Raw genomic sequence first — 17,092 nt, 5'->3', positions numbered from 1 at the left:
AGCCTTTCAGTTTTAAATTGAAAGGCTTTTTTTAATTCTAAAAGTCAAATTTTAGCTGTACCGCGATTACTTTTTGTTCTACACTTTTTTGATCCCGATCTTCGGTATTCAAATTAGCAAGTGTAATACCCAGTAAGCGCACGCTGTTTTCCATCTTTTCCTGAAAGAGTAGTTCTCTGGCGGTTTCTAAAATTACTTCTTTAGAACGAATAAAATAGGGAAGGGTCTTACTGCGTGTTTTTAAGGTAAAATCGCTGTATTTTATTTTTAAAGTAACTGTTTTACCTGCTACATCAGATTTTTTAAGTCGGCGTTCTATCTCTTCTGCAATATTTTCAAGACGCTCAATCATAAAAATTTCTGAAGATATATTCTCACTAAAAGTACGCTCGGCGCCTAATGATTTGCGTATGCGGTCTGGCTTAACCTGGCTGTTGTGAATACCGCGTACCACATTGTAGTAAAACGCACCACTTTTGCCAAATTTCTCCTGAAGATACTCGAGCGATTTTAATTTTAAATCATTCCCTGTAAAAATGCCTAATTGATACATCTTCTCAGCCGTAACCTTACCTACACCATAAAATTTACGAATATCAAGCTTTTCTAAAAACGGAATAACCTCTTCGGGTCCTATTGTTTTTTGACCATTTGGTTTGTTGATATCGCTGGCTACCTTAGCTATAAATTTATTGACAGAGATACCTGCTGAAGCATTAAGACCGGTTTTCTCTTTAATCTTTGCTCGTATTTCTTTAGCAATTAGACTGGCACTGGGATTGCCTTTTTTATTCTCGGTCACATCGAGGTAGGCTTCATCGAGAGATAGTGGTTCTACCAGGTCTGTATATTCAAAAAACACTTCACGTATTTGAGCGCTAATTTCCCGATACCGTTCAAAACGAGTTTTTACAAAAATAAGTTCTGGGCACAGTCTGCGGGCAAGACCACCGGCCATTGCACTACGCACACCAAATTTACGAGCCTCGTAACTAGCCGCACTAACCACACCACGCTCTGAGCCGCCTCCTACGGCCACAGGTTTACCCCGAAGCTCAGGATTGTCTAGCTGCTCTACAGATGCGTAAAACGCATCCATATCAACGTGAATAATTTTTCTTTTTTTAGCAGACTCTTCCATAGCAGTCGTAAAGTTACCTACTAAGTAGTATTTACAGATAGCTTAGGTTTTATTTGGCAGTATTTTAATTTGCTTTTAGTAGTTTTCAAAACACATTTATGACAGTTTGTTTTAATGTATTAAGTTGAAAATAAGCAATAATGGGAAAGACAGCATTAATTTTAGGAATCACCGGTTTAGTAGGAGAGGCATTAGCAAAATCGATTTTAGCTCATGCCAAATATGATAAATTAATTAGTTTTCACCGAAGAAAATCGGGTATTGCGCATCCTAAACTAGAAGAGCACGTTGTTGATCTTTTTGAGTTGCAAAACCATTCAGACTCTTTTAAAGCAGATGTGGTTTTTTGCTGTATAGGAACAACGCAGGCTAAAACCAGTGATAAAGAAGAGTACAAAAAAATAGATTACGGGATACCTCTTGCTGCCGCAAAACTATGCAGCATAAATAACATTCCTAAACTCATTGTAATTTCGGCTTTAGGTGCAGATCCTAAAAGCAGTGTGTTTTACAATAAAACAAAAGGAGAGATGGAGCGTGATGTTTTAAAACAGAATGTAAAAGAAACGTATTTTCTTCAGCCTTCATTACTTGCAGGCAATCGTGAAGAACAACGCACTGTTGAGAAATTAGCTATTGGCGCTTTTAAACTGTTCAACTTATTTTTAGTGGGTCCTTTAAAAAAATATCAAAGTATAAAGCCAGAAGCAATTGTGCAAACTATGCAGTATCTAGCATTTAATACCTACAGTGAAAAGCGAATTGAATCTGATGAAATAAAAAAAATAGCGAATTAGGATGCTGGAGATCGAACGTAAATTTTTAGTAAAAAGTGATGCTTTTAAGAACGAGGCTTTTTCGCAAAGCGAAATAAAACAGGGTTATTTAAACAGTAATCCTTCTCGTGCGGTACGCATTCGCATTCACAATGACAAAGGGTATCTTACCATTAAAGGAAAGTCTGATGAAAGTGGTACCACGCGATTTGAGTGGGAAAAAGAAATAGACCTAACCGAAGCAAATGCGCTTTTAAAGTTATGTGAGCCTGGAGCAATATCTAAAACCAGATATGAGGTTAAGGCAGGAGAGCATATTTATGAGGTAGATGAGTTTTATGATGATAATCAAGGACTCTGGTTAGCAGAAATAGAATTAAAGGATGCTAATGAAGCATTTATAAAGCCAGATTGGCTAGGCGATGAGGTTACAGGTGATGTGCGGTATTATAATTCACAACTTAGTAAGAACCCATTTACTAAATGGTAGGGATTTTGAATTTTGATCAAATAAAAAACCGGTAGCCTTTGACAGCGTTACCGGTTTTTTTATGGACTTATAATTTACTTAGGGGTAAAAGACACTCCAATTTTTGTTATTCTAATCCACCGCCTAAAGCTTCATATAAATTTACTATCGCTTGTAGTTGATTAAATCGTGTATTCACAACATCAAGGCTAGAATTTAGGGCATTCTGTCTTGCGGTTAATACTTCAAGATAATTTACGAGACCATTGTCTAAAAGTTCTTCAGAATAGCTTGTAGCTAGATCATAAGCTTCAAATTCGTTCTTCTTAACTTCTAGTTTTTCTGTGGCAATCTCATACGAGTAAAGGGCATCAGAAACTTCGCGTGTAGCTGTTAAAAGGGTTTTTCTAAAATTAAGCTTCGCCTGTTCCTGCTGTGCTTGTGACACTTCATATTGTGTACGAATTTTTCGGCCATTAAATATAGGCTGAGTTAAACCACCTACTATTGTTGCAAATAAAGAGCTTGTGTCAAATAATTTTTCAAAATCAAGACTTTGAAAACCACCAGAAGCCGTTAACGTCAACGAAGGATAAAAACTACTTCGGGCTACGTTAGTAAGCTCAAAGGCATTCATCAAGTCAAATTCTGAAGCTCGTACATCTGGGCGATTGCTTAAAAGCTCTGCAGGCACTCCTGTTTTAAGCGGAGTAGTTATTGACTGCTCACTAAGTTTGCTGCGAGATATAGGTCCTGGTTGTTTACCTAAAAGTATAGATAAACTATTCTCCTGTAAACGTATCTGATTTAAAATGTCGAGGCGTAGTGCTTGTGCGGTGTATAATTGCGCCTCAGTTTGTTTTACACCTACTTCGGTAACATTACCTGCCTCTTTAAGCGCTCGGGTAGTTTCTAAACTACTACTACGGGTTTCAATTGTTTCTTCAGTAACACGTAACTGCTCATCAAGTGATAAAAGCTGAAAATAAGCAGAAGCGATATTAGCAATCAGCTGTGTTTTAACCGCGCGGTGCGCTTCAATAGTTTGTAAATAAGAAGCTGCAAAAGCGCGTTCGTTACTGCGTATTTTTCCCCAGATATCTGCTTCCCATGATAAATTTCCGGCAAGTTGATACACATCAAGTTTAGAAAATTGATTTCCAAACTGACTGTTAGAAGACAGTTCTTGATGTGTGTATTGAGGAGTTACGCTCAAAGTAGGGAAATAACCTTGCTTCCCCTGTTTAAAATAAGCTTGAGCAGCTAATATCTGCTGTAAGGCTACGCGAATATCTATATTCTGCTCTAGTCCCTCCTGAATGTGGTTTTGAAGCAAAGGGTCTGTAAACAGATCCTGCCACGCAATCATAGAAACATTAGAGCTGTCTGCCGCAACAGTATCTGTGCGAAAATTAAGATCGTTGATAATTTCTTCTGGTCGCTCATAATCTTTAGCAGCAAAGCAAGACGCAAGTAGAAATGGTACAGCTCCTAAAAGGAAAAATCTATATACAATTTGTTTTTTCATAATTAGTGAGTTTCTTCAGTTTTAGGGGTTGGAGCTCCTGAAATTTTTTCTTGTAACCATTGAAAGAGAATGTATAATACGGGTATTATAAATACACCTATAACTGTACCTATCAACAGACCACCTACTGCACCTGTACCTATAGAGCGGTTACCTTCGGCACCTACTCCAGAAGCAAATACCAGCGGAAGAAGTCCCATAATAAAGGCAAATGAGGTCATCAAAATGGGTCGTAAACGAGATTCTGCGCCGTGTACTGCAGCATCTACAATACTTTCACCGGCTTTACGCCTTTGTATAGCAAACTCCACGATAAGAATTGCGTTCTTGGCGAGAAGACCCAGAAGCATTATTAGTGCAATCTGAAAGTATATGTTGTTCTGCAGTCCTGTAAACTGTGTGGTAATGTAAGCCCCAAATACTCCAAAGGGTAGCGAAAGAATTACCGCGAGCGGAATAATATAACTTTCGTATTGAGCCGCAAGTAAGAAGTATACGAAAACCAGAGACAGAATAAATATTGTGGTCGTTTGGTTACCAGCATTTACTTCTTCTCGTGTAAGACCAGAATATGCTGTTGTATAATTAGATGGAAGCGTTTTAGAAACCTCTTCTACCGCTGCAATCACATCTCCAGAACTAAAACCAGGGTTTGATGCCGCTGTAATTTTAGTCGAATTAAACAGGTTGAATCGAGTTACAGACTGTGGGCCATAAACACGCTTTAGGTTTATAAATTGTGTGATAGGAGTCATCTCGCCGCTATCTGTTCTTACATAAAGGCCATCAAGATCTGCAAGATCTGCCCGGTCTTCTGGCAAAGATTGTATGTAAACTCGATATTGTTTACCAAAACGGGAAAAGTCTGACGCAAAAATACCACCTATATAACCCTGTAATGTTGAGAATATACTGCTAATAGGAACTCCTAATTCTTTGGCTACTGGCACATTAATCTCTAACTCGTATTGAGGATATTTTGTGTTAAATGAGGACTGCGCGTATTGAATTTCGGGGCGCTGATTAAGCTTGCCTATAAATTCTTGATTGGTCGCGTCGAGTTCTTCAAAACTACCTCCCGAGCGGTCTAGTAAGTTTACCTCGGCACCAGCGGAGTTACCAAAACCGGGAATAGATGGTGGTGCAAAGAAAATCACCTGTGCTTCCGGAATTTGTGCGGCAATGCCAAAAAGTTTTCCGGTTATTGCTTCGATTGAAAGTTCGTCACTATCTCGTTCTGACCAGTCTGCCAGTTTGATAAAGCCAAGACCATAGTTGCTACCCGCACCGTTAATAATACTTCGGCCTTCAATAAAAGACATACTTTCAACGCCTTCCATACCGTTAATCATATTGTAAAGTTTCTCATTTACTTCGTGCGTACGGTCTATAGAAGAACCTGCAGGTAATTCTGTATTTACAAATAAGAAGGCACGATCTTCATCGGGTACAAATCCTGTTTTTACAACTGATGAAGACCAGAAGATACCTCCAATTGCAAGCGCAAAGATTAAAATAGTAACCCATTTATTTCGGTATAAAAAGTGAACCGAACGACCGTAACGTTTTATGGTTGCATTAAAGCCACGGTTAAATGCGTCAAAAAAGCGCTGTGCAAAATTTTTCTTTTTACCACCTTGTTTGTCGTCATGACCCTTTAGTAATAAGGCACACAATGCAGGACTCAGCGTTAATGCGTTAATTGCAGATATCACAATTGCGACAATAAGAGTTATACCAAACTGCTCGTAAAATACACCCGTAGGTCCCTGAACAAAGGTAACCGGTATAAATACCGCAGCCATTACCAGTGTAATTGAGATGATTGCACCTGAGATCTCGTGCATCGCTTCTGAAGTCGCCTTCTTGGGGTCATTTTCACCTGCATCAAGTTTGGCATGCACGGCTTCAACGACCACAATGGCATCATCTACCACAATACCTATCGCTAGAACTAAAGCAAATAGCGTTAATAGGTTAATAGAGTACCCAAACAAACTCAGGAAGAAAAATGTTCCAATAATAGAAACCGGTACTGCAATCGCAGGAATTAGGGTAGACCTAAAATCCTGTAAGAAGATAAATACAACTATGAACACCAGAACAAAGGCTTCAATGAGTGTGTGTATCACTTTTTCTATTGAAGCAGATAAAAATGTGTTTGTATTATAGGGTACAACCACTTTTATACCTTCAGGGAAATCACCTTGAAGTGTTTCTAATTCAGTTTGAATTTGTTCTATTATTTCTTGTGCATTAGATCCTTTAGTCTGAAAAATACCCAGGTTAACCGCAGGGTTTCCATTAGTAACAGCGCCCCCGGTATAAGATTGTGCTCCCAATTCGATTTCAGCTATATCTTTTAAGCGTAAAAACTCGCCGTTTCCTAAAGCCTTTATAACAATATCACTGTATTGTGTTTCTGTTTTAAAACGCCCACTGTATTTGATTACATAAGAAAAAGACTCACCATCATTTTCTCCTAAAGAACCTGCAGCTGCTTCTAAACTTTGCTCTTTAAGAGCGGCGCTTACATCTGAAGGCATTAGGTCATAAGCAGCTAGTTTTTGTGGATTAAGCCAGATACGCATAGCGTAATCTTTAGACCCAAAAACCTGAACGTTACCTACCCCGTTAACACGTTGTATTTCTGGAATGACATTTATCTTTAGGTAATTTTGTAGATAAATGTCATCATAATCTTTGTTTTCGCTGTAAAAAGACAAGAACATTAAGGCACTGGTCTGTTGCTTTTGAGTAGTAACACCCGTTTGAATAACTGCTTGTGGTAATAAAGAGTTTGCTTGAGAAACCCTGTTTTGCACGTTTACTGCAGCGATATCTGGATCTACATCCTGATCAAAGAAAACAGTGATTGCGGCGGTACCATTATTAGTCGCTGTTGAGGTTATGTAGGTCATCCCCTCAACACCGTTTATTTGTTCTTCAATGGGTATTATTACACTTTCTAGAATAGTCTCTGCATTAGCTCCGGGATAGGTAGCGCTCACCTGGATTGTAGGTGGGGCAATATCTGGATACTGCGTAATAGGAAGAGATGAAAGACCTAAAACCCCTAGAATTACAATAATAATTGATATTACCGTAGAGAGAACTGGACGTTCTATAAATTTTTGTAACATAATTTATTTTGTTCTGGGATTATATTTATCTAAATACTTTGTTTACAGGTTTGGCGATACTGTCAAACGGGGTTTCCTGGGGCTGAATCGTTGTTTGACCGCGCAGGGTATTTGTACCTTTGGCTACAATACGATCTCCTTTTTGAACACCTGAGGATACTACATATAGGTTGTCAACATCTCCAGTAATTTCAATTTTTGAAGAGGTTGCCAGATTATTAGCATCAAGCTTATAAACGTAAACACTTCCTTGTTGTTCAAAAGTTGCTTCTTTAGGAACCACGACTACATCTGTGTATGTTTTAGGTATTCTTATTTTACCGCTGTTTCCGTTAGTTAAAATTCGCGATGGGTTATCAAATACAGCTCTAAAAGAGATGGTTCCTGTGTTTTTATTTATTTGAGAATTTATAGTCTCTATTTTACCTTCCACATCATATTCAGCGCCATTTGCCAATATCAATTTAACAGGAGGCAAATTTTTAATCTTTTCATCAATAGATATACCATCAGCATTTTGAATAAAATCGATATACTCTTTTTCATTCATAGAGAAGTAAGCATAAACTTTACTAATGTCAGATACCGTAGTTAAGGGTTCTTGACTAGAAGGACTTACTAAAGAACCAGTTCTAAGGTTAATAGAACCCACAAAACCATCTACAGGGCTTTTTATATTACCATAGTCTATATTAGCAGCAATACCATTGTAACCGCTTTTAGCTTGTTGCAATTGAGCCTTTGCAGTTTCTAATTGCACATTGCTTATTATGTTTTTTTCAACAAGTGGTTTTAATTTATCTACCTCAACCTGAGCTGCATTTACATTTGCTTTTGCAGCAGCGGCATCTTGATTAAGAGATTGAGTCTCTAATCTAAAAAGTGTCTGACCTTTTTTTACTTTTTGACCTTCATCAACTGCAACACTTGTTATGTAACCTGAAATTTTTGCGTATACCTCTGCATTTACAATACCTTCAATACGGGTAGGGTATGAGGTAAAACCGGTAACTGTTTGAGTGGGTAAAGTGACAACCGGTAAGCTGGGTGCCTTGGCTGCATTTTGTGCAGGTTGCTCTGCATTGCTGTCTCCGCAAGATGCTGCGGTTAACAGAATACCCAATAGTACAGGGATATAATTAATTAAAACTCTCTTTCTCATTGTTACAGATTTAATCTTGGTTTGTTTTTGATGCTAATTTTTGACGTATATTCTTTATAGAAGTAGTTGCTTGATTCAGATAATTGAGAAAATCATTATGAAATTCCAGATCAAACTCCAGATCATCATTTACAACATTGCTTTGATTTGTTTTTTGCTTGTATTCCATAATTTGAATATGCAATTGCATTTCTTGCTCCCAGGTAGCTATCATTTTATCCATATTGATAATTAAACCATCGGGATTCATGATGAAATATTTTTTGCGGTCTCCACAAATCGTGTAATACGTAATATTTTTAGAATTCTGAAGACTGTTGAGGTGCGTAGAAATAGTGCTTTTACTCGCTTTTAATCCCACAACCAGCTCCTCAAAAGTGGCTCCTTTTTTACCGGTAAGCACAAGTGTAGAAATGATTCTGGCAGCTAAAGGAGGTAATTGATCTTTTCGCTCAATGTGCACTCCTAAACTTTCAATTAATCGTTCTTTAGATTCTTTAAGTTCTTCCTGATCCATAATATAGATTCTGAAGTGCAAAATTATAGTTAGTTCGTAAATCACCGAACTAAGCAAACTTAAATGTTTGTTAAATGAAAGGTATCGTTGTAGTAATTAAAAATAACCTTCTATATTCTCTAATTAATTTGCAGTTAAGAGGAAGCAAATTTGATCTGTATGCGCTGTTTGATTGTGTTTCCAGCAGAATCTGTTGCTGAAAGTATGTAGCTTCCGGGAGAAAGCGCTAATGATAGTTCGTGAAAGGTTTCGGTGCTGTTAATGAATGTATTGTCTAAATACCAATAAACAATTGTGTCTGGGTTACGGTGTGCAAGTTTAAAAATTACCTCTTGTTGCTGATCATTAAAATCTTTAGGAATAAGAATGGTTTCTCCTCGTTTGGGATAAATAAACTCCATAATTTTTTCGCTTTCGCGGAAGCACCCCAACTCAAAATCTGGAAGTGGTTTATATTCGGGATGTAGAGGAGCATAATAATATTCCCAAACCGGCGGAAGGCTAAACCACGATTGCGAGATCATTTCACCTAAGGGGTAACAATCTGCATTTACTCTATGATCACCTTCTTTATTCAAAAAAATTTGTGTGTGAAATGTGCAGGCTTCGGTACGTGTGCCTTTTTTAGGAATCCATTGGAGTTTTGTTTCGGGGCAATACAGCCCAGCGAGATTTCCGCTTTGCGTACACAGTTCTGCTTCTACCAGTTCATCAAAGGGTTTTTGAAACCAGGGAGAAGCGGGTAAAATAGATAATACATCAAAAAGGATGGGTGCGGCTGCCTGTATTCCTGTAATTCCGGGTCTGCCTTCGCCATCTGCATTACCTGCCCAGACGCCTATGGCAAAACTACCTGTTACTCCTACAGCCCACGCATCTTTAAAACCATAGCTGGTGCCAGTTTTCCAGGCAATGGGCTGTGCTTCATTAAAAAACTCCCAGTTTTCAGAACCTGTGGGGCGGTTTACTTCGCGTAAGGTTTCTAGTGTTTGATAGATAGCACCGGCATCAACAAATTCCGGTTGTGTGTTGGTTTCTATTTCTGGGTTTTTATCGTTACAGATATAAACCGGATCATTAAATAAGCCATCACGGTATTCACTGGAGTGGGTGTTAAAATAGTTAAGCGTTGCAGCCATACCTGCATAGGCATTTGTGAGTTGCCAAAGATTACTTTCTGCACCCCCTAGTATGAGCGATAGGCCATAGTAGTCTGCAGGTTTTGTAACGGTTTTAAAATTGAGTTTCTGAAGAACATTGTAAAAACGTTTTAAGCCATATTCCCGCAACAAATTTACTGCAGGAACATTTAAAGAGCGTGCTAAAGCTTCTGAAGCCGGTACTGCTCCCTGAAAATTACGATCAAAATTCTGTGGATTATAGCCATTAATACTTGTGGGTACATCAGCAACTAAGGTATTAGGAAGTAGCTCTCCTGCGCTCAATAACGAAGCAAAAAGAAATGGTTTTAAGGTGCTGCCTGTACTGCGGTTGCTGGTAATAATATCAACATAGTTCGCATGTTCTGCAGTTGTTGAAGCATTGCCTATATAGCCTAAAACCTCGCGCGTATTTACATCGAGAACCAGAATTGCCAGATTGTGTATGTTATTTTGATCTAATTTGTAATGGGCTTCTGCTGCGATTTGATTTAAGCGGGATTGTAAATTAAATCGCAGCGTACTCTTAATAAATTCTCCAGATTTCTCGCGTGCTACACGTTCTGTAAAATGAGAAGCAGCGTCAGGAAGTTCCTGAGGTTTGCCGGGTAGTTGTTCAGATAGGGCCAATTCATAAGTTGTTGAATCAATGTGTTTTTCGGTATATAGTTTTTTTAAAAGGCGATTGCGTTTAGCTTTAAATATGCGTTCGTTTTTCCCCGGAAAAACCAATGCAGGATTATTAGGTAAAACAGCAAGCGCCGCTGCCTGACCCCAACTCAACTCACTCGCAGGAATACCAAAATACCGCCAGCTCGCACTTTCTAATCCTACTACATTTCCTCCAAAAGGTGCGTTTGAGGCATATAATTTTAAAATTTCAGATTTACGATAACCGGCTTCAAGTCTCGTGGCCATTGCAAGTTCAATGAGTTTTTCATAATATGTACGCCCGGGATTTTTACGTGAAAGCCGAATTACCTGTTGGGTTAGGGTGCTTCCGCCGCGTTGTTTTTTTGTTGTAAGATTTGCCCACAAGGCTTTGCTCATCGCTATGGGGTTAAAACCGGGATGTTTATAAAAATAAGCATCTTCAAACTCGAGAAGAGCCACTTCAAATCTGTGAGGAACACTATCATTTGCAGGAAACCGCCATTGCCCGTCATCTGCAATACGAGCACCTAGTAGCAGCCCTTCTTTACTGGTTACTACGGTTGCTGTAGGATCTTTAAATAAAGGTTTTGGTAAGCAAAATAGCCATACAAGCAAAATAATTAAAAAGGCACCAATAGATATTCGGTGCCTTTTTAAGAAGATTAAAGAAGTAGTTAATACTGCGTTATTCACAATAATTTTATTGATTAACTAAAATCCATTTTCCTTTTGTTCTTGCAAAATAATTGTGGTCATACATTGCTTCAACCTGCGTTCCTGGTAAATAATACGTTCCTAAGTACGATGCATTAAGATCAATTTCAAAAGTTTTTGAAGCTTTAGCTTTTAATTCAAAATAGAAATTTACACGGTCGTCTCGTATGTCTTTGTAGCGAGCATTGCCACTTGCTCCACCGCCAAGGCTTGTAAAACTCGTATTCACAATTTCCCATCCACTCGGGAAAATCTGAGTTAATGCCACGTTATCTATTAAATTGAGAGAGGTGTTAGTTACTGTAATACGTGCTTTTATAGCGGTACCCTGACGTAACTGAGAAACATCAATGGGTTTATTTTGACCATCTAAAAACTGAGTGGAGACATTAAAATTACGTTGCTCTACAAGTTCTTTTCCTAACGGAAGTTGCCCTTGTTGAATGATACTTACGTAAACCCGATTGTCTTTGTTGTTCTTTAAAGTTATCGTGTTTTTGCCTTCCGTAATTTTTAAATCTGCTCTAACAAAACCTTTTTCACTCTTTAAGGCTTGTTTCAATTGTGTTTGCAAAGTGGCATCAATAGATTTTCCACCATTAGCCAAAAGCATTTTTGACAAACTCAATAATGCATAAGAGGTTGTTTGCGTGCTGTACCAGCCAGAAGTAGAAAGGTCTTTTGCGATAGAAGTTGCTAAATCTGTCTGTCTGGCATCAGCTAACAGTACCATAGTTTCTAAAGCCATTGCTTTATTGCGTAAAACAGAACCATAGGTAAATCTCAAATCATCATTTTCTACAAAATTTAAATTGGCTTTTTTAGCGAGATCCTGTGCGACTTGTTTTTTACCGGCAAGAGCATAGGCGGCTGCCAGCCTCCATCTCGAATCATTTGTCAACGTGCCAGACTCCCTTAGACGATTCATCGCGGCCAGCTCTGGCTGTCCTGCAAGAGCCAATGTGTACAGTCGATACGCCTGTGTAAGACTGTTGTTGTAAGATGTTGCGCCGTTACGCCATTGTCGGGCGGCATTTTGTTGATAAGTCAACCAGTTTGATAAAAAGGTGATAGGAGGAGCAAATCCTTGTTTTTGAGCCTCAAGTATAAAATGACCGGCATAGGATGTAGCCCACGCGTCAGAGTCGCGCTCACCCGGCCAATAGCTTACACCTCCAGATGTGTTTTGAAGCATGCCCAGACGGCTTATGGTAGCTTTGATATTCTTTTGCGTGTCTTGCTCCTGATCTGCATTTAAATCAAAAATGCTTGATAAATAAATCTGCGGAAACCCACTTGATGTGGTCTGTTCTGCACAACCATATGGGTAGCTAATCAAATACTGCAGGCGTTTTGTAAAATCTATTTGAGGTAAAGTAGAAAGTTCTACAGTTGCTGTATTGCTTGAGGGAACACCGAAGGTTTCAAAAGAAATTTCAGTTTCGGCATTAGGCTCTAAAGTGTAATAGGTTGCTTTTTGTGTTAACGGATTGGGATTTTCAACATCTATTTCGACAACGTATGAAGCTTTTTCTCCTGCACCTGTAACCGAAATCTCAAACTTTTCTACCCGGTCTGACGGAAATACTTCAAATTCAAAATTAACAATTTGTTCTCCCGGCTCTTTAAACTGAATGGTTTTAGAAGTGCCGTTTATCGCTTTATGAGCATTACTTGTTTTCACAGTTATGCTAGCCTGCTTTACTTTGTTTTCCATAGCAAAAACAGTAACGGGCAGGGTGAGTGTTTCTCCCGGCGATAATTTGCGCGGTAGCGATGCCAGTACCATTAACGGCTTACTAACAGGTGTAGATTTTTCTACTTTACCATAAGCTCCGGTTGTATTATTACCTGCAATTAGCATGGTGCGTACGGCTCCTACATAATTAGGCATATGGAGTTTATGAGTAGCGGTTGCTCCTGCCTCAAGATTAAACGGCCCTAAAAATTGCACCACAGGCTTAAAGCGATCTGCTTTTTTATTTTTAGCTCCTGCTGCTGCGTCACCACCACCTATAGCGTAAATGTTATCGACACTGCCCGAGTATGCACCTATAACATAATCGTAAATATCAAAGGTCTTTACACCCAGCGCCTGGCGTGCATAAAAAGCCTCATGTATTTTAGGAGTAGCAAAACCGGTAAGGTCTAAGAGTCCTTCATCTACCACAGCCAGTGTATAGGTCATTTTTTTATTAGAGGCTTCACTGACTTTAATTGTAAAATCCTGTTCAGGTTTGAGAACCTTAGGCATTTTAAGTTGCGGTTTTAAAAGGGTTGCCGGGTTTTCTACCAGAAGCGGAATCACACCATAAAGTCTAATGGGCCTGTCATTAAGTGTTTGTGCATGTTTTTGTAAAAGAGTAATGTTTACATAAACATTAGGAGCCATATCCTGAGTAATAGGGATTTTTACTGAAGTTTCTCCTTCACGAGTTTCTACCCAATTTTTACTCAATACCTGTGTGCCATTTTCAATACTTACCAGAGCGTTACTATTTGCATCTGACGGAAATTTAATAATCGCCTCATCACCCACCTGATAATTTTCTTTGTCTGACGTAAAAACCAGCATTTTTGCACTGTCAGAATCACCGGCAGGCGCATTGCTCCAATTGCGGTAGAAATAAGTAATGAGCCCTGTTGCGTGACCAGATTCTTTATCAAGTATGCGTAAAAGATAACGCCCGCCTTCTTCTTCAGGAATATTTATCGTAGCCTGTGTTTTTCCTGAAGCATCTGTGGTTACTTCAAAATCCTGAATTGGCGTATACACAGAACTATTCTCGTACCGTGAAAGGTTATCGCTACCGCGGCTAAACCACCAGCGCCATTCCATTTTAAATAGTTGTACTCTTAATTTGCGATTAGGAGCAGCCTTCCCATCTGCCTGTACACTGGCCATGTCAAATTTTATATTTTCATCAGTAAAATAAGAGCCATATTTATGAGGTTGAGGAGCTCTTAAACCCACAAAGTGAGAATAGGGCGCCAGCTCTTTACTAAATACATCTATAGAAAAATCGCCTCCGCCTTCAAAAACTTTAGTTAAGAATGTTGCTTGTAACATTCCCGGAGCTTTATCGCTTAAGCTAATTTTTTTACTGAAATTTATAGTACCTTCATTTGATAGACTTTGCTGGTCAAGTACAGGTAGTTCAACTTCCTCAAAGCTGCGCACGGGATCAGTAAATTCATAATTTTTAAAATTCTTAAAACTGGCATTTACACTACGTAAGGTAGCGGTCATATCTATTTTAAGATTTCGGGCAGGAGAACCGTGCAGCCACGTGGCGGTTGCAGAACCTTCTAGAGGTGCTGTCGTTGTAAGCATTTGCTTTTTAAAATCTAACTTAATCTTTAAACGGTTTGGTTTTACCGTTGCTACCCGTAGGGTTTTATTAAAGTGAACACCTCCCACGATTATAGTTGCATTCCAGTTACCTGTGGGATCTGTGGCTTTTGTAGGTATGGGGAAGTAATAGAACCCATTAGTACTTCCGCCATCAACGCCCTTATTTGTAAGGGTAGAACTCAAGACACTGCGTTGTACTAATTTGCCTCGTGCATCTGTAACTTCTAGTTTTACAGGGTGTTCTTTAGGCAACGGATTTGCTAAATCATTAAGAACGAAGCTTAGGTGAATGCTGTCGCCGGGGCGATGTACCCCTCTTTCAGTATATATAAATCCTTGTAATCCTTTTTGTAGTGTAGCACCGCTTATATCAAAATTACTCAGGGATAATGCATTACCATCATCAAGTTTTGCATAGGCATAATTATTACGATGTTGCGCAACAGCAAAAGCAACACTTTTATTGCTCTTGAAGGTTGCAAGCCCATCAAGATCTGTTTTTATTGTTTTGATAAGCTGCTGTTGGTAATTGTAGAGTTTAATTTCTACACCTATCTCCGGCTTTGCACTTAGTAGGTTTGCAGTTATAAAATCATAAGTTCCGTTTTGACCTTCTTTTACGATAAGTCCCAGGTCTGATCCTATAACATTAGTAGTAGCAAATCGCTCTTCATTATAATAAGCCGGGTGACATGGGTTGTCTTCTTCTTCCCAATTGTAAACGCGATCCCGCCAGCTGTAAAGTTCATTATCCCAGAAGCGTTCTTCTAATTGTTCTTCATCGTCTTCGGGACCCGAGTGGTAATACGCTTCATAAGCTTCTTCAAAATAAATATCTTCTTTAGTCTTTGAAGTCTTTGAAGATTTTTCGGTAGCTGCGCAGGGATATAGGCTGTATTCTTGGTTAAAGCTAAATTCTACGCGGTATAATGCCCCGGGATCTGCTTTAAAAAGCTCAGATAGATCAACGGCATAGGCTTTCCAAAGCCCTGTAGCTCCAATACTATTATTAATGAGGGGTATGGTTTTTTTTGCAACACGACGCCCAACGCGTTTTAAATCCCAGGATTCTGTACTGTTGAGGTTATTTGATTGTAAATACTGTAGCATATTACTTTGATAAACCTTAACAACACGCACGTCTACAGCAGACAAGTTTACGGCTTCAAAGTAGATAGGAGTTTTCATAGAAGCAGGCAAAATACTTCCTTTAGAAATAAGTCTTACCTGAGGTTTTAATTGCTCAAAAGAGATTTCCTGTGTGTAGTTGCTTTTTAAAATGTCCCCAGAACTATTTTTTATACCTCGATTAAGAGTTAAGTTTAATGTGCCACTAAGAGTTTGTCGCGGATAAATGTTTAAAACATTACCCTGAACCTCATAGCGCAAATTAGTAAGACTGTCTATTTGTACCAGTCCGTCAAAGTTTTGATCCATTTGAAGCGGATCAGAAAAATTAACGCTTACCGAAGTTTCCGGACTTAAGGCACTCACAACATCTACAATCGTAAAATTAGATTGACCTGGAATATTAAGAGTACTCTGACCTTGCGTACTGCTTTGAATAGCTTTGCCATCCCAGCTGATTCTAATTTGAGAATTCTCAACTTTTCTGCTAATACTATCTATTGTAAAATTGAAAAAGGTGCCTTCACTATTTTCTGATGGAAAGTCTATATGCAATGCTTTTTCTTCCTGATGGGATTGTAGGATTTTTCGCGCATTTTCTAGAGAAATATAGTCTGACGTTTCTACAGATCCGGTTAGATATTGCCATTCTTTAGAATACGACTGAAGATTTCCCAGATTAATTTTAAAATTAGGAGTAATGGTTTTAAAACTGAAGGTGTAGCTTTTAAAATCTGGATTTACATTTTCATAAAAACGATTCAGTTTAAGGGTTACATTATATTCTGTGTCTGGTTTTAAGTTTTTTTCAGGCTGAAATATCAACGTAGTCCCATTCTCTATATAAAGTGTTCCTTCGGTTTTCGGGTTTATGATTAAATATTCTGAAGGAATCTGTTGCGACAGCTCAAACTGTGTCGTCTGTTTAGCCAGTTCTATTTGAATAGGTTTTGTAATTGATACGTTGCCAAAAGTGTTGTAGGAGATGTATTCTTTAAACCGAAAGATGTTATCTGTTTCCTTGGCTTTAGGATTACAACTACTCACTAAGGCGAAAATGAGTAAAATGATTAGATGTGAATAGAATTTTTTAAGTAGCCTCATTGCCTGTACGTTTTTAAATAGATCTCTTTTGTAAAGTACCTATTTTCTAGGCATAGTAAGTAGTACCTATTTAAAAAATTTATAAGCTATTCTTCTTAAACCAGTCTTAAGTGGCTAGTGTCATCATTTAAATAGGGTTGTCTTCCAAATAATTTGTTCTTACAATTTGTTCTTATAAATGCACTTTAACCGAATAAATAAATAAAAACAACGACATAATACACATATAATAGAATTTTCA

General features: G+C 38.4%; 9 protein-coding genes. 2 read left to right on the top strand and 7 right to left on the bottom strand.

What is annotated here, in order from left to right:
- Nucleotides 1–37: 37 nt before the first annotated feature.
- A complete protein-coding gene (gene dinB, locus P164_RS14250) occupies nucleotides 38–1,141 on the bottom strand; it encodes a DNA polymerase IV (RefSeq protein WP_028377009.1) in 1,104 nt (367 codons plus the stop codon).
- Between the two features lie 140 nt (nucleotides 1,142–1,281).
- On the opposite strand from dinB, the gene P164_RS14245 reads away from it, so the two are divergent.
- Entirely contained in the window at nucleotides 1,282–1,938 is a 657-nt protein-coding gene (locus tag P164_RS14245; protein WP_028377008.1) for an NAD-dependent epimerase/dehydratase family protein, read from the top strand.
- A gap of 1 nt (nucleotide 1,939) precedes the next feature.
- Nucleotides 1,940–2,407, top strand: coding sequence for a CYTH domain-containing protein (locus tag P164_RS14240; protein WP_028377007.1), 468 nt, complete (start codon nucleotides 1,940–1,942; stop codon nucleotides 2,405–2,407).
- Nucleotides 2,408–2,513: 106 nt separating this feature from the next.
- Here the strand turns inward: P164_RS14240 and P164_RS14235 are convergent, their stop codons facing one another.
- The 6 genes from P164_RS14235 to P164_RS14210 all read right to left on the bottom strand — a co-directional run bounded on the left by P164_RS14235 (nucleotide 2,514) and on the right by P164_RS14210 (nucleotide 16,851).
- Nucleotides 2,514–3,914, bottom strand: a complete 1,401-nt coding sequence (locus P164_RS14235) for an efflux transporter outer membrane subunit (protein WP_028377006.1) — start codon at nucleotides 3,912–3,914, stop codon at nucleotides 2,514–2,516.
- A 2-nt stretch (nucleotides 3,915–3,916) separates the two neighbouring features.
- Nucleotides 3,917–7,057, bottom strand: a complete 3,141-nt coding sequence (locus tag P164_RS14230; RefSeq protein WP_028377005.1) for an efflux RND transporter permease subunit — start codon at nucleotides 7,055–7,057, stop codon at nucleotides 3,917–3,919.
- Nucleotides 7,058–7,082: 25 nt separating this feature from the next.
- Complete coding sequence (locus P164_RS14225) at nucleotides 7,083–8,219, bottom strand: efflux RND transporter periplasmic adaptor subunit (protein WP_028377004.1); 1,137 nt, start codon at nucleotides 8,217–8,219, stop codon at nucleotides 7,083–7,085.
- Nucleotides 8,220–8,229: 10 nt separating this feature from the next.
- Entirely contained in the window at nucleotides 8,230–8,736 is a 507-nt protein-coding gene (locus tag P164_RS14220; RefSeq protein WP_028377003.1) for a GbsR/MarR family transcriptional regulator, read from the bottom strand.
- 134 nt (nucleotides 8,737–8,870) lie between these two features.
- Complete coding sequence (gene pbpC / locus P164_RS14215; protein ID WP_199907793.1) at nucleotides 8,871–11,243, bottom strand: penicillin-binding protein 1C; 2,373 nt, start codon at nucleotides 11,241–11,243, stop codon at nucleotides 8,871–8,873.
- Nucleotides 11,244–11,250: 7 nt separating this feature from the next.
- Nucleotides 11,251–16,851: an alpha-2-macroglobulin family protein gene (locus P164_RS14210; RefSeq protein WP_028377001.1), complete on the bottom strand. Its 5,601-nt coding sequence runs from the start codon at nucleotides 16,849–16,851 to the stop codon at nucleotides 11,251–11,253.
- Between the last annotated feature and the right edge of the window lie 241 nt (nucleotides 16,852–17,092).

This window comes from Leeuwenhoekiella sp. MAR_2009_132, assembly GCF_000687915.1.
In the GTDB taxonomy this organism is placed as follows: Bacteria; Bacteroidota; Bacteroidia; order Flavobacteriales; family Flavobacteriaceae; genus Leeuwenhoekiella.
Note: the sequence above shows the minus strand (reverse complement) of the source record. Positions and strands in the feature narration are given on the sequence as shown.

Excerpts from the sequence above, each read along its gene's own strand:
- P164_RS14220 (WP_028377003.1), bottom strand. The coding sequence starts at position 8,736 with ATGGATCAGGAAGAACTTAAAGAATCTAAAGAACGATTAATTGAAAGT.
- P164_RS14225 (WP_028377004.1), bottom strand. The coding sequence starts at position 8,219 with ATGAGAAAGAGAGTTTTAATTAATTATATCCCTGTACTATTGGGTATT.
- P164_RS14235 (WP_028377006.1), bottom strand. The coding sequence starts at position 3,914 with ATGAAAAAACAAATTGTATATAGATTTTTCCTTTTAGGAGCTGTACCA.
- P164_RS14230 (WP_028377005.1), bottom strand. The coding sequence starts at position 7,057 with ATGTTACAAAAATTTATAGAACGTCCAGTTCTCTCTACGGTAATATCA.
- dinB (WP_028377009.1), bottom strand. The coding sequence starts at position 1,141 with ATGGAAGAGTCTGCTAAAAAAAGAAAAATTATTCACGTTGATATGGAT.
- P164_RS14210 (WP_028377001.1), bottom strand. The coding sequence starts at position 16,851 with ATGAGGCTACTTAAAAAATTCTATTCACATCTAATCATTTTACTCATT.
- P164_RS14240 (WP_028377007.1), top strand. The coding sequence starts at position 1,940 with ATGCTGGAGATCGAACGTAAATTTTTAGTAAAAAGTGATGCTTTTAAG.
- P164_RS14245 (WP_028377008.1), top strand. The coding sequence starts at position 1,282 with ATGGGAAAGACAGCATTAATTTTAGGAATCACCGGTTTAGTAGGAGAG.